General features: G+C 34.1%; 22 protein-coding genes. 11 read left to right on the forward strand and 11 right to left on the reverse strand.

What is annotated here, in order from left to right:
- Positions 1 to 132: 132 nt before the first annotated feature.
- The 6 genes from dnaJ to Y10_RS15040 all read right to left on the reverse strand — a co-directional run bounded on the left by dnaJ (position 133) and on the right by Y10_RS15040 (position 4,574).
- Positions 133 to 1,254: a molecular chaperone DnaJ gene (dnaJ, locus tag Y10_RS15015; protein WP_281766233.1), complete on the reverse strand. Its 1,122-nt coding sequence runs from the start codon at positions 1,252 to 1,254 to the stop codon at positions 133 to 135.
- Between the two features lie 16 nt (positions 1,255 to 1,270).
- The gene (locus Y10_RS15020) at positions 1,271 to 1,825 is read right to left on the reverse strand and encodes a nucleotide exchange factor GrpE (RefSeq protein WP_281766234.1); all 555 of its coding nucleotides are present in this window, start codon (positions 1,823 to 1,825) and stop codon (positions 1,271 to 1,273) included.
- Positions 1,826 to 1,950: 125 nt separating this feature from the next.
- On the reverse strand, positions 1,951 to 2,859 hold the full coding sequence (locus Y10_RS15025) for a TIGR01777 family oxidoreductase (protein ID WP_281766235.1): 909 nt from the start codon (positions 2,857 to 2,859) through the stop codon (positions 1,951 to 1,953).
- Between the two features lie 118 nt (positions 2,860 to 2,977).
- Positions 2,978 to 3,649 (reverse strand): tRNA (5-methylaminomethyl-2-thiouridine)(34)-methyltransferase MnmD, encoded by a 672-nt coding sequence (gene mnmD, locus Y10_RS15030; protein ID WP_281766236.1) that lies wholly within the window; start codon positions 3,647 to 3,649, stop codon positions 2,978 to 2,980.
- Between the two features lie 5 nt (positions 3,650 to 3,654).
- The gene (locus Y10_RS15035) at positions 3,655 to 4,092 is read right to left on the reverse strand and encodes a hypothetical protein (protein ID WP_281766237.1); all 438 of its coding nucleotides are present in this window, start codon (positions 4,090 to 4,092) and stop codon (positions 3,655 to 3,657) included.
- 5 nt (positions 4,093 to 4,097) lie between these two features.
- Complete coding sequence (locus Y10_RS15040) at positions 4,098 to 4,574, reverse strand: DUF4920 domain-containing protein (RefSeq protein WP_281766238.1); 477 nt, start codon at positions 4,572 to 4,574, stop codon at positions 4,098 to 4,100.
- A gap of 136 nt (positions 4,575 to 4,710) precedes the next feature.
- Here Y10_RS15040 and Y10_RS15045 point away from each other — a divergent pair, with 136 nt between their 5' ends.
- Positions 4,711 to 5,781: a branched-chain amino acid aminotransferase gene (locus tag Y10_RS15045; RefSeq protein WP_281766239.1), complete on the forward strand. Its 1,071-nt coding sequence runs from the start codon at positions 4,711 to 4,713 to the stop codon at positions 5,779 to 5,781.
- A gap of 52 nt (positions 5,782 to 5,833) precedes the next feature.
- On the opposite strand, the gene Y10_RS15050 is transcribed toward Y10_RS15045, so the two are convergent.
- Entirely contained in the window at positions 5,834 to 6,217 is a 384-nt protein-coding gene (locus Y10_RS15050; protein WP_281766240.1) for a nucleoside triphosphate pyrophosphohydrolase family protein, read from the reverse strand.
- A 340-nt stretch (positions 6,218 to 6,557) separates the two neighbouring features.
- On the opposite strand from Y10_RS15050, the gene Y10_RS15060 reads away from it, so the two are divergent.
- From Y10_RS15060 to Y10_RS15075, 4 genes are all read left to right on the forward strand, one after another.
- Complete coding sequence (locus Y10_RS15060) at positions 6,558 to 6,740, forward strand: hypothetical protein (RefSeq protein ID WP_281766242.1); 183 nt, start codon at positions 6,558 to 6,560, stop codon at positions 6,738 to 6,740.
- A gap of 356 nt (positions 6,741 to 7,096) precedes the next feature.
- Complete coding sequence (locus Y10_RS15065) at positions 7,097 to 7,435, forward strand: P-II family nitrogen regulator (protein WP_281766243.1); 339 nt, start codon at positions 7,097 to 7,099, stop codon at positions 7,433 to 7,435.
- A gap of 47 nt (positions 7,436 to 7,482) precedes the next feature.
- Positions 7,483 to 8,760, forward strand: coding sequence for an ammonium transporter (locus tag Y10_RS15070; protein ID WP_281766244.1), 1,278 nt, complete (start codon positions 7,483 to 7,485; stop codon positions 8,758 to 8,760).
- Positions 8,761 to 8,895: 135 nt separating this feature from the next.
- Positions 8,896 to 9,960: a porin gene (locus Y10_RS15075; RefSeq protein WP_281766245.1), complete on the forward strand. Its 1,065-nt coding sequence runs from the start codon at positions 8,896 to 8,898 to the stop codon at positions 9,958 to 9,960.
- Positions 9,961 to 10,014: 54 nt separating this feature from the next.
- Here Y10_RS15075 and Y10_RS15080 read toward each other — a convergent pair whose 3' ends face one another.
- Positions 10,015 to 10,674: a DUF1684 domain-containing protein gene (locus Y10_RS15080; protein WP_281766246.1), complete on the reverse strand. Its 660-nt coding sequence runs from the start codon at positions 10,672 to 10,674 to the stop codon at positions 10,015 to 10,017.
- 229 nt (positions 10,675 to 10,903) lie between these two features.
- Here Y10_RS15080 and Y10_RS15085 point away from each other — a divergent pair, with 229 nt between their 5' ends.
- Positions 10,904 to 12,109 (forward strand): MDR family MFS transporter, encoded by a 1,206-nt coding sequence (locus Y10_RS15085; RefSeq protein ID WP_281766247.1) that lies wholly within the window; start codon positions 10,904 to 10,906, stop codon positions 12,107 to 12,109.
- A gap of 1 nt (position 12,110) precedes the next feature.
- Here Y10_RS15085 and Y10_RS15090 read toward each other — a convergent pair whose 3' ends face one another.
- Positions 12,111 to 12,569 (reverse strand): Lrp/AsnC family transcriptional regulator, encoded by a 459-nt coding sequence (locus Y10_RS15090; RefSeq protein ID WP_281766248.1) that lies wholly within the window; start codon positions 12,567 to 12,569, stop codon positions 12,111 to 12,113.
- 117 nt (positions 12,570 to 12,686) lie between these two features.
- On the opposite strand from Y10_RS15090, the gene Y10_RS15095 reads away from it, so the two are divergent.
- Positions 12,687 to 13,118 carry a hypothetical protein gene (locus Y10_RS15095; RefSeq protein WP_281766249.1) on the forward strand — a complete coding sequence of 144 codons (432 nt, stop codon included), beginning with the start codon at positions 12,687 to 12,689 and terminating at the stop codon, positions 13,116 to 13,118.
- Positions 13,119 to 13,127: 9 nt separating this feature from the next.
- Here Y10_RS15095 and Y10_RS15100 read toward each other — a convergent pair whose 3' ends face one another.
- Positions 13,128 to 13,982: a phosphatase PAP2 family protein gene (locus Y10_RS15100; RefSeq protein ID WP_281766250.1), complete on the reverse strand. Its 855-nt coding sequence runs from the start codon at positions 13,980 to 13,982 to the stop codon at positions 13,128 to 13,130.
- Between the two features lie 101 nt (positions 13,983 to 14,083).
- Here Y10_RS15100 and Y10_RS15105 point away from each other — a divergent pair, with 101 nt between their 5' ends.
- From Y10_RS15105 to Y10_RS15115, 3 genes are all read left to right on the forward strand, one after another.
- Positions 14,084 to 14,635, forward strand: coding sequence for a DUF1543 domain-containing protein (locus Y10_RS15105; RefSeq protein WP_281766251.1), 552 nt, complete (start codon positions 14,084 to 14,086; stop codon positions 14,633 to 14,635).
- A 76-nt stretch (positions 14,636 to 14,711) separates the two neighbouring features.
- Positions 14,712 to 16,409, forward strand: coding sequence for a tetratricopeptide repeat protein (locus Y10_RS15110; RefSeq protein ID WP_281766252.1), 1,698 nt, complete (start codon positions 14,712 to 14,714; stop codon positions 16,407 to 16,409).
- 110 nt (positions 16,410 to 16,519) lie between these two features.
- Complete coding sequence (locus Y10_RS15115) at positions 16,520 to 17,389, forward strand: T9SS type A sorting domain-containing protein (RefSeq protein ID WP_281766253.1); 870 nt, start codon at positions 16,520 to 16,522, stop codon at positions 17,387 to 17,389.
- Positions 17,390 to 17,510: 121 nt separating this feature from the next.
- Here the strand turns inward: Y10_RS15115 and Y10_RS15120 are convergent, their stop codons facing one another.
- On the reverse strand, positions 17,511 to 20,960 hold the full coding sequence (locus Y10_RS15120; protein ID WP_281766437.1) for a methylmalonyl-CoA mutase family protein: 3,450 nt from the start codon (positions 20,958 to 20,960) through the stop codon (positions 17,511 to 17,513).
- Positions 20,961 to 21,188: 228 nt separating this feature from the next.
- Here Y10_RS15120 and purU point away from each other — a divergent pair, with 228 nt between their 5' ends.
- Positions 21,189 to 22,043 (forward strand): formyltetrahydrofolate deformylase, encoded by an 855-nt coding sequence (purU, locus tag Y10_RS15125; protein WP_281766254.1) that lies wholly within the window; start codon positions 21,189 to 21,191, stop codon positions 22,041 to 22,043.
- Positions 22,044 to 22,076: the final 33 nt, after the last annotated feature.

A 22,076-nucleotide genomic window follows, 5' to 3' on the forward strand; every position in this document is an offset into this window, starting at 1 on the left:
CCCTTATACAAAAAACCCACCCTTAAGGTATTAAGGATGGGAAAAAAATTGCTATGAAAAAGAAAAAATTAATGCTAGCTTTAACTAGCATGTGCCAAATATAAAGTTTTTTAATAAAAAAACAATATTAATTTAGGAAAACATATCTTTTACTTTTTCAAAAAATGATTTATCACTTTTTTCCGGTTTCGGATTAAAGTGTTCATCATCCTTATATTTATCAAAAAATGCTTTTTGCTCTTTATTAAGGGTTTTCGGAGTCCAAACATTTACATGCACTAGTAAATCTCCGCTTCCGTAGCCATTTAAGCTAGGAACACCTTTTCCTCTTAATCGTAATATTTTACCAGACTGAATACCTGCTTCTAACTTAATACGTACCTTTCCTGAAACGGCATCAATTTCCTTAGAAGTTCCTAAAACAGCATCTGGCATAGAAATATATAAATCGTAATGAAGGTTTTCACCTTCTCTCTTTAGTGTCTCGTGCTCTAATTCTTCTATTGCAACAATTAAATCACCAGGAATACCATTACCAGGAGCTTCGTTACCTTTACCTCCTACTTTTAATTGCATTCCATCAGCTACACCTGCTGGTATTTTAATAGAAACGGTTTCTTCTGCCACTTCCATACCTTGCGCATCTGCACCAGCTGGTCGATTTCCTATAATTTGTCCAGAACCACCACAAGAACTACACACTGCAGACGTTTGCATTCTACCTAAAATAGAGTTGACTACTTTGGTAATTTGCCCGGTACCATGACAAGTAGGACACGTTTTGTACTCTACTCCTTGTGCTTTAACTTTTCTTCTAACCTTTACTTTTTTCTCTACACCATTAGCAATTTCTTCTAGCGTAAGCTTTACTCTAATTCTTAAATTGCTTCCTTTCATTCTACGTTGGCCTCCGCCACCACCAAAACCAGAAAAACCGCCTCCACCAAAGGCACCTCCAAAGATGTCTCCAAATTGGCTAAATATGTCATCCATATTCATGTGATGACCACCACCGCCAAATCCTTGTCCACCTTCAAAAGCTGCATGCCCATATTGGTCATATCTTGCTTTTTTGTCAGGGTCACTTAAAACCTCATAAGCTTCAGCCGCAAGTTTAAATTTCTCTTCAGCTTCTTTATTGCCCGGGTTTTTATCTGGGTGAAATTCAATAGCTTTCTTTCGGTAAGCTTTTTTAATCTCTGCCGCCGTAGCTCCTTTACTTATTCCTAATATTTCGTAAAAATCCTGCTTCATAGGTATTGGTTACATTTTATTGTCCTACCACAACCTTCGGGTGGCGTATAATTTTATCTCCTAGTTTATATCCTTTTTCAATAACATCAACAATCTTACCTTTCAAATCTTCAGTAGGAGCTGGTATTTGTGTTATCGCATCGTGCATATCTGCATTGAAAACATCTCCTGCATTAGCGTCTACTAACTCTAACCCTTTTTGGTTTAGTGTATTTTTAAATTTGTTATGAATTAGCTCTACACCTTTTAAAGTTTCAGCATCATCAGACTTAGAAAGTTCTGCTAAAGCTCTGTCAAAATCGTCAAGAATAGGCAACATAGCTACCATTACCTCTTGGTTGGCAGACTTCATGTTTTCTACACGTTCTTTTGCAGTTCTTCTCTTATAATTTTCAAACTCAGCAAAAAGTCTTAGGAATTTATCTTTTTCCTTATCAAGCTCTCCTTGTAACTTTTCTTCTACACTAACTTCTACTTGCTCTTCAGCAGCTTGTTCCTTAGTTTCAGTAGTTTCGTTAGCCACTTGCTCTTCTACTCCAGCCTTGTTTTGGTCTATATCTTTCTTACTCATGATTATTCAAATAATTAGTTTAATTTCTCAAACAAGAAAATGATTGGCAAAAGTATTGCCAATAAATGTAAAATGCCAAAATGTCACAAGATTTTATAGAATAAAAGTAGATTATTGGTAGGCTATTACTTTAAAACATCGGCTAGCGCCTCTTTTAATGAAGAAAATTTAAACGAATAACCAGATTCTATAACTTTGTTTGCAGCCACTTTTTGACTACTAAATACCAAATAACTCATTTGCCCTAATACCAATTTAAGCATAAACTTTGGCACATTAATAGGCCAAACAAAACGGTGTAGTTGTGTAGCAACCTCTTTAGTCATTTCCTTATTAGTTACAGGTTGTGGTGCCACAGCATTGTAAACACCTTCAAGGGTATTTTTTAACACATGAAGATAAATCCCCGTAATATCATCTATATGAATCCAAGATTGCCATTGTTTACCTGATGCCAAAGGCGCACCCACTCCATATTTTACAGTTTTTACAATAGGCTCTAAAACGCCACCGCTAGTACTTAATACTAAACCTGTTCTAATTTTAGCCACCTTAATGTTCTGCATCTTAAATTTATCGGCAGCGTTTTCCCAAACCTCCACCACTTCTCCTAAAAAAGAATCATCTACCTCTGCAAAGTCTTCATGATAATACGTCTCAAATGAGCTAGGATAGATACTAATACCAGATGCAGATATAATTTGCTTTACAGAATTGTTTTTACTTTCTATTAAAGCTTTATAAAGTAACCGTGTAGTTTCGGTTCTACTTTTCACTATTTTTTCTTTGTAAGAAGGCGTCCAGCGTTTAGCTATACTAGCACCTGCTAAATGTATAATAGCACTTACACCTTCTAAACAGGCCAGATCAATTTCTTCTTTATTCGGATTCCAAAAAAAGCCCTTAAAATGCTTTTCTTTCTTTATTTTTTCTTTACTAGTAGTTAGGTAATTTACCTCTATATTATCGGTAAGACATTTACGTACCAACTCACTACCTATTAAACCAGTAGCACCCGTAATTAAAATTTTCATAGCAATATTTTATCATTAATTACCCTTAAACAAATTTAAGGTTATCTTTATTAAATACTGCTCATATAAATATGTTTAACAGTATTTTGAAAAATCTTAACTACATACGAAATTTAGCTTACTCCGGTTTTGTAGCCCGTAACATTTCTCTTTTACCCGGAGGCCCAGGCAAGCGTTCAACGGTAAACCCAACAGCCAACATAGCTCTTCTAACACTACCCTTTGCCGCGTAAGTAACCAAAACACCACCAGATTTTAGCGCTTCAAACATTTTTAGAAAAATAGCCTCTGTCCATAAATCAGGTTGTACTCTTGCTCCAAAAGCATCAAAATAAATAAGATCAAAAGTTTCCTTATCAGTTATATCTGCGAAGAATTGATTTCGTTTGGTCAATTTAAAATTCTCAGAAAGCACTATTTCCTGCTCCCAAGGCTTCACATGCATGGTATCAAAAACAGTACTGTATTCAGTAGCTTCAAGTGCTTCTACATAATTAAGCGCTGCTATTTCATCTGCCGAAACCGGATACCCCTCTACCCCAACATATGTAATATCATGTTGTCTTTTTAAACACTCTAAATAGGTTATAAAAGCATTTAAACCAGTACCAAACCCAATTTCTAAAATGCTTATTACTTTCTGTTTATTCAAAAAACAATTCAGGCCCATATCTATAAATACATGATATGCTTCCTGAATTGCTCCATGAGTAGAGTGGTAGTGCTCACCCCACTCTTCTATATGAATGGTGGTACTTCCATCTGCAGTTTTTACCACACGTCTTTTCATACAATCTATTTAATAAGTAATTTTTTAATTCTAGGAATAGGCCCTCCACATTTTTGCTGATGACACTGAATACATACGTTAATAGCATTATTATAAGCATCTTTTACATTATCTGTAGATGCATATAAATTTTCTTCAGCAGCTATGTATAATTTTGCCCAGTTCTTAAAATTATCATCATTATCATGCTCATCGGTAAACGTAGCAAAATGAATGTCGTAAAAATAATCTGGTATCTCTCCTAAGGTATCTCCTTTTAAGATTTTAGCTTTAACTACTTCATGCTCTTTATTCATTCGCTCCATCAACTTTGCCATTTCAGACATATTATCCATATCTAAAGCAGCATCTAAAGAGGCACCCTTGGCAGATTTTTTTTCTTCTTTAATTCCGTTATTACAAGCTAGTAGTAATAATGAAAGTCCTAAAAACCAATACTTCATAAGTATTACTCCTTAGTAGTATCTTCTATAAGAACACCTGATGCTAAAAAAGCATACTCTCTTTTAGGCTCGGTAATAGCAGCAATTTCTTCTTCTGATTTACCAGCATCTTTAGCATAATGCTTCAATTCGTCTATAGAAGTTTCTGTTACAAAAGCTTTACCACTAACTACCGTTTTATGGTCGGCTGCATTTTTAGGTACAAAAAAACCGTAATCTTTAAACCTAACAAAAGCAGATTCTTCTCCTTCTAAATCCACTTTCATCCAACAACCTTTTTTCTGGCAAACATCTTCAATAGTGCTTTCAAATTTCACCTCAATAGTGTCTCCAGCTTTTAAATTTTTATATGCTTCTGTTAACTCAGATGTTGCAATAGCACCATCATCCTCAATTTTTTCACCAAAAGAAGCATAGTTCACTTCCTTTTCACAAGCTACTATTGCCATAAGCAACCCGCAAGCGATCATAATTTTTCTCATTTGTCTAATTTTTGAAATTTAGTTGTAAAAACGTAAAATTATAACATTTATATTGATAATAACATAATTTTTAGAGATTATCTAATTACCATAAAAAGCATTATTTAGTTAACTTTGCATATCAAAGTTAATTTTTATGAAAACATCAAGCTTAGTTAAAGTTACAAAAGCAGAAAAAAGTAAAATTGATCAGGTAGATTTTGATAATCTAGTATTTGGAAAAACTTTTACCGATCATATGTTTGTTTGCGATTTTAAAGACGGACAGTGGCAAACTCCAGAAATTTTACCTTACCAACCTTTAACTTTAGATCCGTCAGCTAAAGTATTTCATTATGGGCAAGCGGTTTTTGAAGGTATGAAAGCCTACAAAGACACCGATGGGAAAGTATGGTTATTTAGACCAGAAGAAAATTACGAGCGTATCAATAAATCTTCAGCTCGTTTACAAATGCCTGAATTCCCTAGAGATTTTTTCTTCGAAGGATTGGAACAATTATTAAACCTTGACAAAGAATGGATTAAAAGTGGACAAGCAGACGGAAATGCTTTGTACATTAGACCATTCGTTATTGCTAGTCAGCCTGGTGTTATGGCTTCTCCGTCTACTGAGTATAAATTTATCATCATTTGTTCTCCTGTACAGGCGTATTATACAAAAGATGTAAAAGTTAAAATAGCCGATTATTATAGTAGAGCTGCTAATGGTGGTTTTGGTGCTGCTAAAGCTGCGGGTAACTATGCCGGACAATTTTATCCTACTAGATTAGTGCAAGAAGAAGGATTTGACCAAGTTATCTGGACAGACGATACTACGCATGAGTATTTAGAAGAAGCAGGTACTATGAACATCTTCTTTAGAATTAACGACACCTTAGTTACATGCCCAACTAGCGACCGTATTTTAGATGGTGTAACACGTAAAAGTGTAATTGCTATGGCAGAAAAACTTGGCATTACTGTAGAAGTAAGAAAAGTTACTGTAAAAGAAATTACAGAAGCTGCTGCTAACGGAACTTTAAAAGAAAGTTTTGGTAGTGGTACTGCAGCAGTAATTAGCCCAATTGGTACCATTGCTTACAAAGACCAAGTTTGGGATTTAGAAAAACCTGAAAACTGTTATTCTGCTACCATCAAAAAAGCAATTTTAGATGTACAGTATAACGCTGCTGAAGATACTTTTGGATGGAGACATGAAGTAAAATAATACTTCTACCATACTATAAAAACAGAAAAGCCGTAGTTAACTACGGCTTTTTCTATTTAAGCGCTTCTGCTATTTCAGGTTTAAAATAATTGGGGCCTTTCATTACTTTACCATCTTCTCTGTAAATAGGTTTACCATCTTCTCCTAATTTACTCATGTTACTTTTTTGTATGGCATTAAATACAGCATCAATTTTATCTTGCATTCCATGCTCTATAATAGTACCACATAAAATATACAACATATCACCCAAAGCATCTGCCACCTCAACCATATCGCCATTCATTGCAGCTTCTAAATACTCTTCATTTTCTTCTTTCATTAATTCGTAACGCAACTTAATTAAAGATTCGCCAATGGCGGCCTTTGGATTTTCCCTAACCCCTAAACCAAAAGCATTATGAAACTCAGTTACTCCATCAATTTTACTTTTCATAAGTACATTTATTATAAATTTGCCTAAAATTAAAGAATATGTTTAGTTCAGGACAATGGATTTTTGCAGCAATTTTCGCAATTGTGTTCATCACGCTTATAACTATCAGTTACTCAAGAGATAAGAAGCTTCATAAGAAAAATTACAAAGGAGTACTGTGGGTTTTGTTAGCTTTCATAACGTTTATCATTATGATAATCCTAATCAAACATCTAATAATTGGGTAATTTATCGATTTTTGTTAAGTAAATTTTAAATTACCATAAAAATAACTTAATAGCGCTTTACGAAAGGGTTTAATTACTACTTTTACTACTGTGAAACCCAAAAAACATTTGCTATGATTATGTTTTTTACTATCCTTTCAGCGCTTTTAGCGATTAACGTTTTATTGTTATTGTTTAGCGTAAACAAGACAGGTAAAGCCAAAAAAGAAGAACAATCTCGTTTAGAAAAAATTTATTTTAAACCTAAAGTGAGAGAATTTGAATTAGAAAATAATGCAAGCTACTCTATAAGTTAAGCTATTACTTTTCTAATTAGAAAGATTGAAACCTTTAAATCTTATGTTTTAAAAGACTAAGATTTAAAGGTTTTTTTTTATTTTCATACTCCGAATAGAATTCCAACTTACAATTTGTTATATAATAACAGCTAACAACGTAGTATTGTTATAGTTATAATATTTTTAACTTGATATTTAAAAGGTTATTAACAGTAATTAGTAAAATATTAATAATTTAACATTATAAAAATAAAAATAATAACAATTTAACTATCAATTCTTTAAAAACTCAATAAAAACTCCTGTTAATTGCATAAATAATTTTTCTTATACATTTTTTAATATAAATTTAACATACTTAAAATCATTATACAATGAAGAAAATTGAAGCTATTATTAGAAAGTCAAAATTTGACGAAGTAAAAAAGGCGCTACATCAAATTGAAGTAACCTTTTTTAGTTATTGGGACGTCACCGGTGTTGGTAACGAAAAACAGGGGCACGTCTACAGAGGTATTACTTACAGTACTACTGATATCCAAAGAAGATATTTGTCCATAGTAGTGTCTGATGAGTTTGTTGACAGAACCGTTGAAGCTATTTTAAAAGCAGCCTACACAGGAAATGTAGGTGACGGTAAAATATTTGTTTTACCTGTAGAAAATGCATACAGGATTAGAACCCGTGAAAAGGATGAAGTATCCTTAAAATAAAACAAATAAAATCTAACAACTAATTAATTACACAAAAACACAAAACTATGGAAGTACAACAAGACGCTTTAGATAAAGCTCTAGAAACGATTAATGGAGACATGGGAGCCTTATGGATTACAATTGCTGCCGTATTGGTCTTCTTTATGCAAGCTGGGTTTACCCTGGTAGAAGTTGGTTTTACCAGAAGTAAAAACTCTGGTAACATTATTATGAAAAACGTAATGGACTTATGTGCAGGTTCTATTATGTTCTGGGCTGTTGGTTACGCCTTTATGTATGGAGATGAAGTAATGTTAGGTGGACTTTTTAGAACAAGTTCTGCTGAGCAAGGGTATTTTGCCTTTCATGCTGATGATTACTGGAACCTATTTTTCCAAACAGTTTTCTGTGCAACCGCTGCTACTATTGTATCTGGTGCCGTTGCCGGGCGTACAAAATTTTCAACATACTTAATTTTCTCTGCTATAATGACAACATTCATTTACCCATTCTCAGGTAGCTGGTATTGGCCATTTGATGATGATGCATGGTTAAATGTTATGGGCTTTGTTGATTTTGCAGGTTCTTCTGTGGTACATGCCGTAGGTGGTGGTGCTGCTTTGGTAGCTGCTATTATGGTAGGGCCACGTATTGGCAAATATGTAGATGGAAAAGCTCAAGTAATTCCTGGACACAATATGACCTATGGAGCTTTAGGTGTTTTCATTTTATGGCTTGGTTGGTTCGGCTTTAACGGAGGTTCACAACTTGCTTGGGGTGGAGATGATTCTATTGCTGCTTCAAAAGTTATTATAAACACCAACCTTGCTGCTGCTATTGGTGCAGTTGCAGCCCTATTCTTTACTTGGATTAGATATGGTAAAGCAGATATTTCTATGACCTTAAACGGAGCCCTAGCTGGGTTAGTAGGTATTACTGCTGGTTGCGGGGCTGTAGAACCTATTGGAGCCCTGGCAATAGGACTTATTTGTGGTGTTATGGTAGTTATATCTATTGAACTTATTGATAAGGTATGTAAAATTGATGATCCGGTAGGTGCTATTTCTGTACACGGTGTATGCGGATTCTTAGGTACTGTATTAGTAGGTTTATTTGCTACTGACGGCGGATTGTTCTACGATGGTGGTGCCAGATTACTAGGCGTTCAAGCATTAGGATCGTTATCTTACATTGCTTGGGCAATGGTAACTACTTTCATTTTACTACTTATTTTAAAGTATACCATTGGTTTAAGAGTAACCGAACAAGAAGAAGTAGAAGGATTAGATTTCCACGAACACGGAGCGGTTTGCTACCCTGAACACATTTCTCAGGAAGACTAAAAACGACTTTCTTAGCTTTAATGATATATAAAAAAAGGAGTGCTTGGCGGAGCACTCCTTACATAAAATCATTTATCAAAGTTAAGAATTACAGGAAGTTAAAACTCTAACATAATTTTAAAATCTCTCAAAACTATGAAAACGATTTACCTTACAAATATCGTAAAAAATTCTATTTTTTTAGCATTAACCTTACTATCTGCAAGTATTTTTGCGCAAGATGCTGATTCTCTAAAGACAAAGAAGCTTTCCATTAGCGGTTCTGTAGACGCATATTTTAGAGCAAACCTTACTGCTCCTAACGACGAAATGATGGTTGCACCAGGCACTTCGTTTGCTAATTTACCGGGCTTTGCACTTGGTATGGCTAATGTAGTAGCTAGCTATGACGGCGAAAAAGCAGGTTTTGTTGCCGACTTAGTTTTTGGACCACGAGGTACCGATGCTGTTTTTGCTTCGCCTATGTATTCTAACACCGGTGATATTATAAATCAATTATACGCCTACTGGAATGTAAGCGAATCGGTAACCTTAACTATGGGTAATTTCAATACCTTTTTAGGATATGAAGTGATTTCTCCGGTAGCTAACTTTAACTACAGTACCTCCTATATGTTTTCGTACGGGCCATTCTCACACACAGGTTTAAAAGCTGACTTTGCCCTATCAGAAGATTTCTCATTAATGCTTGCTGTTATGAACAGCACAGACCTTACAGAGTTTAATCCTGATGGAAAATATACTGGTGGATTACAACTGGGATATAAAGGACAGTTTTTAAATGTACTTTACGGAAAACAAACAGGATTATACGAACCTACTTTTCAAGTAGATTATACCGGAGGTTTTGATCTTTCTGAAGAATTTTTCTTAGGTATTAATGCTACCTATAACGACACAGACAGTGTTGGTTTCTACGGAGCAGCTTTATACCCACAATATACGTTTTCAGAATCTTTTGCATTAGGACTTAGAGGTGAATACTTTGCAGAAAGCGGAGACTTTGGCGCTATTGGTACTGGTGTTGAAGACTCTAGTGTTTTTGCGGTAACACTTACTGGTAACTATATGGTAGAAGATTTAACTATTAAACCAGAACTTAGATTAGACAGCACTTCTGAAGAAGCTTTTATAGACAACGATTTAGAAGCGTCTAAAAGTTTAGCATCGTTCCTAATTGCCTTTGTATATTCATTTTAAGTAATTATTTTGATGTTGCTTAATAGACTCCCGGTTTTACCGGGAGTTTCTATTTTAATGAAATTTTTTAACCCCGGCTTTTATAGATACGTCTAATGTATTCTCTTTTGGTACTAATGGGCAAGAGTATCTTTTATTGTAAGCACAATAAGGATTATATGCTTTGTTAAAGTCTAATACCATCGTTGTACCATCTGGTATGGTGGCGTCTAAATATCTACCACCTCCATAAGTTTCGGTTCCGCTAGTAGCATCTAAAAACGGTATAAACAAATAATCCTCATATCCCTCTACCAACATCAATTCTTGACTCTGATAAACATTTAATCTATATTCTTTTCCTTTTAAAGTAAAAGAAGCAATACCATAACGCTTGTACTCTGGGGCTCTATCCGTTGTAGTTTTCATTCTAAAAGAAGGTTCAAAAGGAGTTTCTTCAAACCTAGCGGTTACCCTAAAAAGGGTATCAATTGGAAAAAAATCTAATCCCTTAAATGTCTTTCTATCTTCTTCTGTTAACGGAGAGCTATCTCCGTTCTTAAACTCTTTATTCAACTCTGCCTGGAAAGCTTTTATTTCCTCAATAGCATTAGCAGAATCAGACAATTTAAAGTTAACTGTCTCTTCTTTTGCTATATAGTGTTTATCATCTTTACAGCTTGTTAAAACAAGTACACCTAAAAGTAAAGCCGCTGTTAATTTAAAACCCTTCATGGTATTTTTTTTTTAAAAGTTAGTACAAGTAAAAGAATAATTATTTACTTTTGAAACAAATAAGAAGAAAACAATGTTAAGAATCAATACATATATCGTGAAATGTTCATACCAAGTGGTATGCAAACATCGGGCTATAATGTATTGAGATTCTATAACTAACAAATAACGTACACGTCAAAAATCCCGATATGAGCTCATATCGGGATTTTTTTATATATAAACCAAAATGAAAAAATTAGCTTTAAACTATGTAGATACCTTTAAAGGCTTATCTAAAGAGGTATGGTGGCTTGCCTTAATTACACTTATAAACCGTGCAGGCACTATGGTAATACCATTTTTGTCTATTTACCTAAACAAAAACCTTGGCTTTACTAAAGAGCAAGTAGGTACGGTAATGGTGTGTTTTGGTTTAGGTTCGTTAGTAGGCTCATGGCTAGGTGGCATCTTAACGGATAAAATTGGCTACTACAAAGTTATGGTAGGCAGTTTAGTGTTAACTGGCATCCTATTTTTTGGCTTGCAATTTCTAGAAACCTATACCCAATTCTGTTTAGGTATTTTTATTGTAATGACGGTTGGTGATATTTTTAGACCTGCTGTTTTTACTGCTTTAAATGCGTATAGTAAAGAGGAAAATAAAACACGCTCACTAACACTCATAAGACTTGCTATAAACCTTGGTTTCTCGGTAGGTCCGGCTGTTGGAGGTACAATTATAGTAGCATTTAGTTATACCGGACTATTTTGGGTAGATGCCATAACTTGTATTGTTGCCGGTATTTTACTTTTAAAAGTATTACACCCTAAAAAAGCAAAGGTGCTAGATACCCATGAAAATAAAAAAGGAAAATCGGTACTAACTGATATACCTTATCTCATGTTTTTTGGTTGTATGGTTATGTTCAGCTTTATATTTGTTCAACTGATGTCTACCCTACCATTGTTTTACGAAGAGTATTACCACCTACCAGAAAATGTAATTGGTTTTATTCTGATGACCAACGGTGCTTTGATTTTTATTTTTGAAATGCCTCTTGTAAAGTATTTTGAAAACAAAAAAATACAACACCTCAACAGTGTTATCATAGGAGTTCTTTTAACAGCCTTAGGCTTTGCGGTATTGTTATATACCGCATCTATGTATGCATCTATTCTAATAGGAATGGTATTATTAACCTTTGGTGAAATGGTTGGTTTTCCGTTCTCAAATGCCTTTGCTGTAAAAAGAGCCAAGCGCGGCAACTTTGGTGCCTACATGGGGCTTTATAGCATGGCTTTTTCTATAGCACATATAGGCGGACATAAATTTGGGTTAGAGAGTATTAAAGCGTATGGCTTTTTACAAACATGGCAATTTATGGCTATTATAGGAGCCATTACCGTAGTTTTTCTTTTCTTCTTAAAAAGAATCATTCAGAAAGAAAAATAAATTACTGTAAACGCTTTCGGGTATTTCGTTGAATTTCTCTATTCTCAACAACATTAGATAATACAATATGGGTTCTTGTTTCCCCATATTGTATTACCTTATCTATAAATTCTTCTAAGTGATTCTGATCAAAAAAAGCCACCTCCATAATTATATTTTCTACTCCCGTAATACGGTAGCAGTTAATTACTTCTTTAAATCCTTTCACAATTTCTAAAAAGGGTTTCAACCTACCAGAAAATACTTTTAAGGTTACAATAGCCCTTAATTGATGTCCTGTAGCAGTATGATCTATATTTGCAGCATAGCCCTTAATAATACCAAGATCTTCCATTTTTTTAATACGTTCGGCCACTGCAGGTGATGTAAGCCCTACCCTACGACCTATTTCTGCATTAGAAAGTCTTGCATTACGCTGTAACAACAACAAAATTGACCAGTTGATTTCATCTTTTATCATGAAAGTAAATTTACAATAAAACTTAAATTATTAAAGTAAATTTTAAAAAACACTTTAATAACTAAAGCATACGTACCCAATATCTCATTAAATTTGTGAAAACAATTGCTCTAAACTATGTCTATTCACTCATCTTTACATAATCAGGCTAACAACCGTATCACTCATTTAGAGGTGTATAAAAAGGCAATTACACTATTTAAAACCAGTAGATTACTAGCTACCTACATTACAGACAATAAAGATATTGCTACCATGCATACTTCTAGCCATGGTTCAGACAGATATTCTTTACAAATGGTAATGGATAGTATGAGTTTAGCACCAGACATTGCAGAAATTCATACCACCTTTGATATGCGTATGAAACGCTACCGTATAAGACGTATGAAGAGAACCATTTCTAGAATTCACAAATATTGTGATTTTATAGAAAAACATTACGGCCACGCAAAAGACTATATTTCTTTACTAAGACAAGAAATTGCTGCCTACCGCAAGGCTCATGCCAACTGGGAAGATAATCTTTTTAAAAATCAGATGAATTAAGTTGGGATTTTAGAAAACCCCAACAAAACCTACCGTACCTAATCCTGCTTTAAAATGCCAAGTAACATTTTTTGGCTTTTTACCAGGTACATCATATTTTTCTTCAGCATTTAAAAATCTGTCAACAGCATCTACAGTAACAATACTTAATACAATACCAGTAGTTACATCGGTTGCCCAGTGCGCTCCATCCCATAATCTAGATACTGGAGCTATAAGTCCAAACCCGTAAATACCACCTTTTACCCACCAGCTATCAAACTGCTTAGCTAAGGCATGTGCCAATGTAAAAGTTAATATAGAGTGCCCAGACGGAAATGAATGGAAACCAGCTTTATCACTAAAAAATTCAAATTCATGTTTACCTAACCCTTCTTTAGGTCTAGCACGCCCTACTACTGTTTTAGTTACGGTTTGTAACAAACCTGCAGCAGATGCAGAGGTAATCATTAATACTCCTGTTCTTCTAATTTTTTGGTTATTAGTTACCAACCCTGTTAAGTAAACCGCTCCCATAGCCATGTAGGTGTTCTGCGGACTACCCGAATACCATCCTATTTGTTTTAACGCTTGAGGTGCATCCTCATCTTGTTCACTAAAATATCGGTTAATATTAGTATCCATAGAGTAGATAATAAACTCACTCCCCACAAAGGCACCCAACTTCACAAAATCATCTTTCTGCCAGTGAAAAGGTCTTGAATAACTGTATTTAATACCTTGATAGGCGGTTAAACCATCATACGTAAAACGCTGCCAAATATTCTGCTCGGTAGGCTTTTTATCAGGTACCACCAAACTATCTATTTGAGCAAAAGACGAGATAAACGATAATAATAATAGAGGAAATAATAGTTTCTGCATATGCTATAACATTAGAAAGTGCAAAAAAACTAAAAAAATTAGTTCTTTTAAGGTTTTGTTTTATATTTTAAATATTTATAAATAATACTTTAACTTTTATTATGAACTTATTTATGGTTCTTATTGGTTGTACCCCTGAAGGCAGGTATACCGAACAACACGACATATTTTTTGGAATAGCTAACGAGCTTAAAGATTTAGTAACTGATTTTAATACTTTTTGGCCAGAGGCTAAAGGAAAATTTCATATTGATGCTTGGAGAAAAGTTACCCACGTAGACGGATATAAAGTAAGTGTTGTACCGCGTACTAACCAAGAGAAGAATCAGCAATTATTCTTTTTAAATCTTGGTGGTTATAAGCCTGGAGATTTTGAAGAATACCATTATAAAACTTTATGCTTAGCCGAAACCCAAGCCAAAGCTATTAAAGCTGCTAAAGCAACTACCTTTTATAAACATTGTGGCTTTAAAGGAGCAGAGTCACATATTGATGATAAGTACGGTATTGACGTAGACGATATATATAACGTAGAGGACATTTTAGCAGATAAATTCAAAAACCAATATGAGCTTTCTTTCTCTAAAGATGAAACAGGAACAGAAGACCCTTACCATATTGGATATTTAAAATTAAGCTCACTTCTAAAATAAGTTTATCACTAGCAGTCTTAATATAGAATATAATACCTAGATTTTTTTTTCAAATATTGAATTTATGAAAATGATTATGACGTTAAGGAAATTTAAAAGTAGCATCTACCCAATAATTTCTATATTACTATTTTTCTGTACTCTACAAATAAATGCTCAAACTAGTCAGGAACTAGACTCTCTTATAGTTGTAGCAGTAAAAGAAATTCAAATTGAAAAAAAAATTCCAGATGCTATTAAGCAATTAGAGAATATTCAGGAAATAGCATTTCAAAAAAACTACTCAAAACAATATATACTTGCCACCAACAATCTAGGAATGGCTTATTATTTATTGCTAGACTACGGCAACTCCATCAAATATTACCTAGATGCCTACAATAAAATATTGAAAGATGGTGACCCTACTAACGAGATGATGGTATTAAATAACATTGCCATTGTATATGCCAGCGATGAAAATTTAAACAAAGCCGAGGCTTATTTTAAAAAAGCATATGATATAGCTATTAATCAGCAAAGCAAAGTACGCACTAACATGTATGCATCTAACCTTGCTAAGTTAAATTTTGAAATGGGGGCTATTGATAAAGCTAAAGAATATGTAGACATTACTTTAAAAACCTATGATGCACAAGAATGTGAGCTCAGTTCTAAGTTAAATGCACTTATCACTCAAAATCAAATTTTATTACTGGAAAAAAAATATAACGAGGTAATTGAAAATAGCCTTCAAATTTTAAAACAAGCAGAAAAACATCATCTATCAGAACCCAGTGTTGAAACAGAAATTATTTTATCAAAAGCCTATCTTAAAATTAACAATTGGGAAAAGGCATCACTCTTCATTTCTAAAGGTATTGCAGATGCCCCAAACGATGCTTACAAATTAGATTTATATGAATTGAAATCTCAGTTAGCTTTAGCCACAAATAATATACGTCAAATTTATGCCGTAAAAAACAGTATGCTACAGCTTACTAATAGTATTCATAAAAGTAAAAACCGTGAACTATTAGAAACATCTAAATTACAATTTGAGTTAGCCTCGTCTAAACATGATTTAGTCTTGAATAAAGAGAAATCGGCTGCACAAAAAAACATATATATTATCCTTACCATATCGCTGGTATTTATTTTATTAGTAGTTAGTTGGGCTTTTAGAAAAAAGACACAAGTAGATGCTCAAAAAATAGTATTAGCAGAAAGCAATCTCAAAATATCTGATTTAGAACTGGAAAAAGAAAAGCAAAAAACGGCTATACTAAATCAAAAATTTAAAGAAAAAGAACTTTTAAACGCACTCGAAAAAGAAAAGCTTAAAGAAAAGGAGAATCAATTAAAACAAGAAATTGAAAAAGGGAACAAAAAATTGTCCGATAAAATCCTATTTCAATCTACCAGAAACGAGTTAATAGAAGACATTATTCAAACAATTTCAAATCTACCTGACATAAAAAAGAATGATGAACTAAGCAATTCTATCAACAACCTAAAGTCACACTTAAAAGAAGCTACCAAGTGGGATGAGTTTACTTCTTCATTTGAGAATGTTAATACAAAATTCTTAAATAGACTAAAACAAAAGCATCCTAATTTAAATGCTAATGACATTAGATTTCTATCTTTTATATATCTCAATTTATCTTATAAAGAAATAGCTACGCTCTTAAATATTACCCCTGATAGCTGCCGAAAAAGAAAAGAAAGAGTCTCAAAAAAAATGGGGCTCGACTCTGGTAAATCACTTTTTGAATACTTATCAAAAATATAATGTCACAAATTGTCACGCTTTATGTCACAAGTTGTAGCGTCTATTATAGAGTAATATACACATAAGTTTCGGTTATTTGATTTCATGATGAAATAATAAAACTAAACATTATGAAAATTAAATTACTATTAGCTTTTGCTCTTTTCAGCAGTATCTTAGTTACCGCACAACAAGCTCCTGTTATTGATGGAGATCTTTTACTATGTCCGTACACAGATGGTACCGCAACTGTTACAAATGGAGAAACCTACGAAACTTATCAATGGTATTATAAATATTGGTTTTTAAGCGACCCTTACCAAGCCATTCCAGGCGCTACCTCTGAAACGTTCACTTACGATTGGTACACTTATGACCAAGCTCTTCTTAAATTAGAAGTTACTGTAAACGGAACAACATTAGAGTCTAATGAAATACAAATAGATAGCTACGCTTGGGCTAGTTTAACCGTTCTTCATGACATGAGTCCTAATATAACAATTGATCAGTCTAATGGTAACTTTATCATGTGTGATGGCGATTATATAACTAACACTGTTCAAAGTCCATACACAGAAATACAATGGTACAAAGACAACGCCCCTATTCCCGGAGCCAACGGTACTGTCTATACAATTACTGAACCTGGTGATTACTACGCGGTTGCTGCTCCTAGTTTCTGCCCTAACAGCACGAGTACTACAGTAACTTTTACAGCAGTACAAGGCCCTAATTGTAGTTTAAGTACTGAAAATCCAGATGATCTTGAAGGCATAAAACTTGAAAACAACCCGGTAAATGAGTTTTTAACAATCAGCGCTCCTGATAATACGACCATTGAAAACATTATCATTTACAATATGAAAGGTCAACAAATGAATACACCAAATATAGGTTCTGCAAATACTACAGTAAATGTAAGCGCTCTTAAGCCTGGCATATATATCGCACAAATTATTGCAGGTTCAAAATCGAAAAGAATAAAATTCGTAAAACAATAAACCACATAATTTAACTAAAACAACACAGATTTAGTTAAGTAATTCCTCCAACATGTAACCATAAAAAAAGGTTCTGATTATTTATCAGAACCTTTTCACTTCTATAGAATAACTTTTATTACTACATATTTCTTCTATATTGCCCCCCCACTTCAAATAACGCATTGGTTATTTGACCTAAAGAACAATACTTAGAAGCCTCCATTAAATATTCAAAAATATTATTGTTTTGAATGGCTGCTTCTTGAACCTCTGTCAAACAACTTGCAGCAGCAGCTTCATAAGCCTTGTGAAGATTTTCTAAAGTTGCAATTTGATTTTGCTTTTCTTCTTCTGTAGCACGTATTACCTCACCTGGTATGGTGGTAGGCGATCCTTTACTACTTAAAAATGTATTTACTCCAATTATAGGGTAAGCACCCGAATGCTTCAAATGTTCGTAGTGTAAAGATTCCTCTTGAATTTTAGAACGTTGGTACATGGTTTCCATAGCTCCTAAAACACCTCCTCTTTCAGTTAGTCTGTCAAACTCGGTAAGCACAGCCTCTTCTACTAAATCGGTCAGTTCTTCTATAATAAAAGATCCCTGCAACGGATTTTCATTCTTAGCCAATCCTAACTCTCTATTAATAATTAACTGAATAGCCATTGCACGTCTAACAGATTCCTCTGTAGGGGTTGTAATAGCTTCATCATACGCATTGGTATGTAATGAATTACAGTTATCATAAATAGCATACAATGCCTGCAAAGTGGTTCTAATATCATTAAAATCAATCTCCTGAGCATGTAAAGATCTTCCTGAAGTCTGAATGTGATACTTCAACATTTGTGCTCGCGGATTAGCAGCATACTTATGCTTTAACGCTTTTGCCCATAATCTTCTAGCTACACGACCAATTACAGCATATTCAGGATCGATACCATTAGAGAAGAAGAAAGATAAATTAGGACCAAAGTCATTAATATCCATCCCTCTGCTTAAATAGTATTCTACATAGGTAAACCCATTCGCTAAGGTAAACGCTAATTGAGTAATTGGGTTGGCTCCAGCCTCAGCAATATGATACCCTGAAATAGATACTGAATAAAAGTTACGTACCTTTTCTTTGATAAAATATTCTTGTACATCACCCATTAAGCGCAATGCAAACTCAGTAGAAAATATACAAGTGTTCTGTGCCTGATCTTCTTTTAAAATATCTGCTTGCACAGTACCTCTTACTTGGGTAAGTGTTTCTATCTTTATTTGATTATAAACCTCTTCCGGCAACACTTGGTCTCCAGTAATACCTAATAAAAGTAATCCTAAACCGTCATTACCCTCTGGTAAATCTCCTTTGTAAGAAGGGCGCTCTATACCTTTTTCATCATACAAGGCAACTAACTTTTGCTCAACCGTAGCTTCTAAGCCATGCTCTTTTATATACTTCTCACAATTTTGGTCGATGGCTGCATTCATAAAGAAGCCAAGTAACATAGGTGCTGGTCCGTTAATAGTCATAGATACCGACGTGGTAGGATTGCTTAAATCGAATCCTGAATACAGTTTCTTAGCATCATCTAAACAACAAATAGACACCCCTGCATTCCCTATCTTTCCGTAAATATCAGGTCTATGATCTGGGTCGTTACCATAAAGTGTAACCGAATCAAAAGCCGTAGACAAACGTTTTGCAGGCATTCCTAAACTCACGTAATGAAACCTTCTGTTGGTACGCTCTGGACCTCCCTCTCCGGCAAACATACGCGTTGGGTCTTCACCTTCTCTTTTAAAAGGATACAAACCTGAAGTATAAGGGAACTCCCCAGGTACATTCTCTTGTAATATCCATTGTAAAATATCTCCCCAAGCAGCATATTTAGGCAATGCTATCTTAGGTATTTGCGAATAGGATAAGGACTCTGTATGGGTTTTAATCTCAATAGTTTTATTTCTAACTTTAAAACTATACACCGGATTTTTATAAGCATTTACTTTGGCTTGCCACTGCATTAAAACCTCCCAATTATAAGGGTCTAAATCCATTTTTACTTTAGCAAATTCAGCTAATAGTAACATAGCCAAAGGTTTGTTCTCTTCTGTTATATAAGATGCCAAAGCATCTTCATTAATACCATGCTCATACAAAAACTCATCTTGCATCTTAGCATCGTCAACTGCTAATACGGTACCTAAGGTTTTGTAGATACCATATAGCTTTTGCGCTACTTCACTTTGCGTTTTCACCTTTTCATCGTACCCACGATTATTCTCTGCAATTTCAGATAAATAACGAGTTCTATTAGAAGGTATTACAAAAATCTTTTCGCTCATCTCTTTGGTAATCTCAAAGGTAGAGTGCAAATCTCCAGAAGCCTTTTCTACAATGGTATCCATTAACGCTTTATACAAAGCATTGGTTCCAGGATCGTTAAACTGAGAAGCAATGGTTCCATATACAGGCATTTCATCTACATTGCTTTCAAACAATACATGGTTACGTTGGTATTGCTTTTTCACATCTCTCAATGCATCTAAAGCACCACGTTTATCAAATTTGTTAATTGCCACTAAATCGGCAAAATCTAACATATCAATTTTCTCTAGCTGTGTAGCAGCACCAAATTCTGGTGTCATTACATATAAAGAAACATCAGAATGATCTAATATCTCGGTATCACTTTGTCCAATACCCGAAGTTTCTAAGATAATAAGGTCATATTTAGCCGCTTTTAAAATCTTAACGGCATCTGCCACATATTTAGAAAGTGCTAAATTTGACTGTCTAGTAGCTAACGAACGCATATACACTCTATCAGTGTTAATAGCGTTCATTCTAATACGGTCTCCCAATAAGGCACCACCTGTTTTACGTTTAGAAGGGTCTACTGAAATAATACCAATACGCTTCTCAGGGAAATCAATTAAAAATCTACGTACCAGCTCATCTACTAAAGATGATTTACCTGCACCACCTGTACCGGTAATACCCAATACTGGTGTAGTACTGCTAGCCACTAAATTTTCTATGGTATCTAAAGCACTCTTTGCTACTTCCGGAAAATTTTCCGCACTAGAAATTAAACGGGCAATGGCACTTGGATTCTTTTCCTCTAAATGAGCAACCTCATCTGTAAGATGCTCTCCTATGGCAAAATCAGATGTTTTCACCAAGTCATTTATCATTCCTTGTAAACCAAGTTCCCTACCATCATCTGGAGAATAAATACGGGTAATACCATAGGCTTCTAACTCCTTAATCTCCTCAGGGAGTATAACACCTCCACCTCCTCCAAAGATTTTAATTTGTGAAGCGCCTTTCTCTTTTAAAAGGTCATACATATACTTAAAGTACTCTATATGCCCTCCTTGGTAAGACGTCATTGCAATGGCATTAGCATCTTCTTGAATAGCTGTATTCACAACTTCCTCTACACTTCTGTCGTGCCCCAAGTGAATCACTTCTACCCCTGTAGCTTGAATAATACGGCGCATAATGTTTATAGCTGCATCATGCCCATCGAATAAGGAAGCCGCCGTAACGATCCTTATCTTATTTTTAGGTTTATATATTTCTGGTTGTTTCATCATTAACAAAATATACTTTATATGGCTGCAATTTACGGAAATTTCAAAAAACAATAAATATCATTATTATTAACTCAAAAACATTACATAAACAATTAACTTAAATCTAAATATTTTAAATTTAAAGAATTTACATCTTTGAGTAAAATCAAAGAAAGTTTAGAAAGCCTTTAAACGAATAAATAACAAAAAAACTTTAGGTTTATCTTAAAGTAGAATGCTTTAGCTATGGAAAAAATTATGCTACTTATTCACTGCTCAGATACCTCTGGTATTATTGCTGCAGTTACCAATTTCATATACAAAAGAAAAGGGAATATTGTTTATATAGACCAACATGTAGATAGCCAAAATGGGATTTTCTTTATGAGATTGGAGAGCACTTTTGAAGACATTAACTTTAACTATGAACAGTTTAAAGAAACCTTTGGATTGGAAATTGGTGGTCAATATAATATGAAATGGAAAATTTATGCTTCTGACTACACTCCAAAAATGGCATTATTTGTTTCTAAGTATGACCACTGTTTATATGATATTTTAAGTAGATACAACGCCAAAGAATGGAATGTAGAAATTCCCTTAATTATTAGTAACCATCCAGATTTAGAACAGGTAGCAAACAATTTTAATATTCCGTATTACCATATACCCGTTACTAAAGATAGTAAAGCAGAAGCCGAGCGTAAACAAATTGCGTTACTAGAAGAATTTGAAATAGATTTTATTGTTTTGGCAAGGTATATGCAGATAGTATCTCAAAAGATAATTGATTTATACCCGAATAAGATTATAAATATTCATCACTCTTTTTTACCTGCCTTTGTAGGTGCAAAACCTTATCATTCGGCATTTAAAAGAGGGGTTAAAATTATAGGAGCTACAAGTCATTATGTTACAGAAGAACTAGATGCAGGTCCTATAATAGAACAAGATGTTGCTAGGGTAACACATACCCATAGCATTCAAGACCTAGTTATGAAAGGAAAAGATTTGGAGAAAATTGTACTCTCAAGAGCTATTAAATTACATATAGAAAGAAAAACTATTGTACACGACAACAAAACCATTATTTTCAGTTAAACACCAACTGTTAATTTTTGTTTAATATCCTTG

The sequence above is a fragment of the Neptunitalea lumnitzerae genome (assembly GCF_027924185.1).
GTDB lineage: Bacteria > Bacteroidota > Bacteroidia > Flavobacteriales > Flavobacteriaceae > Neptunitalea > Neptunitalea lumnitzerae.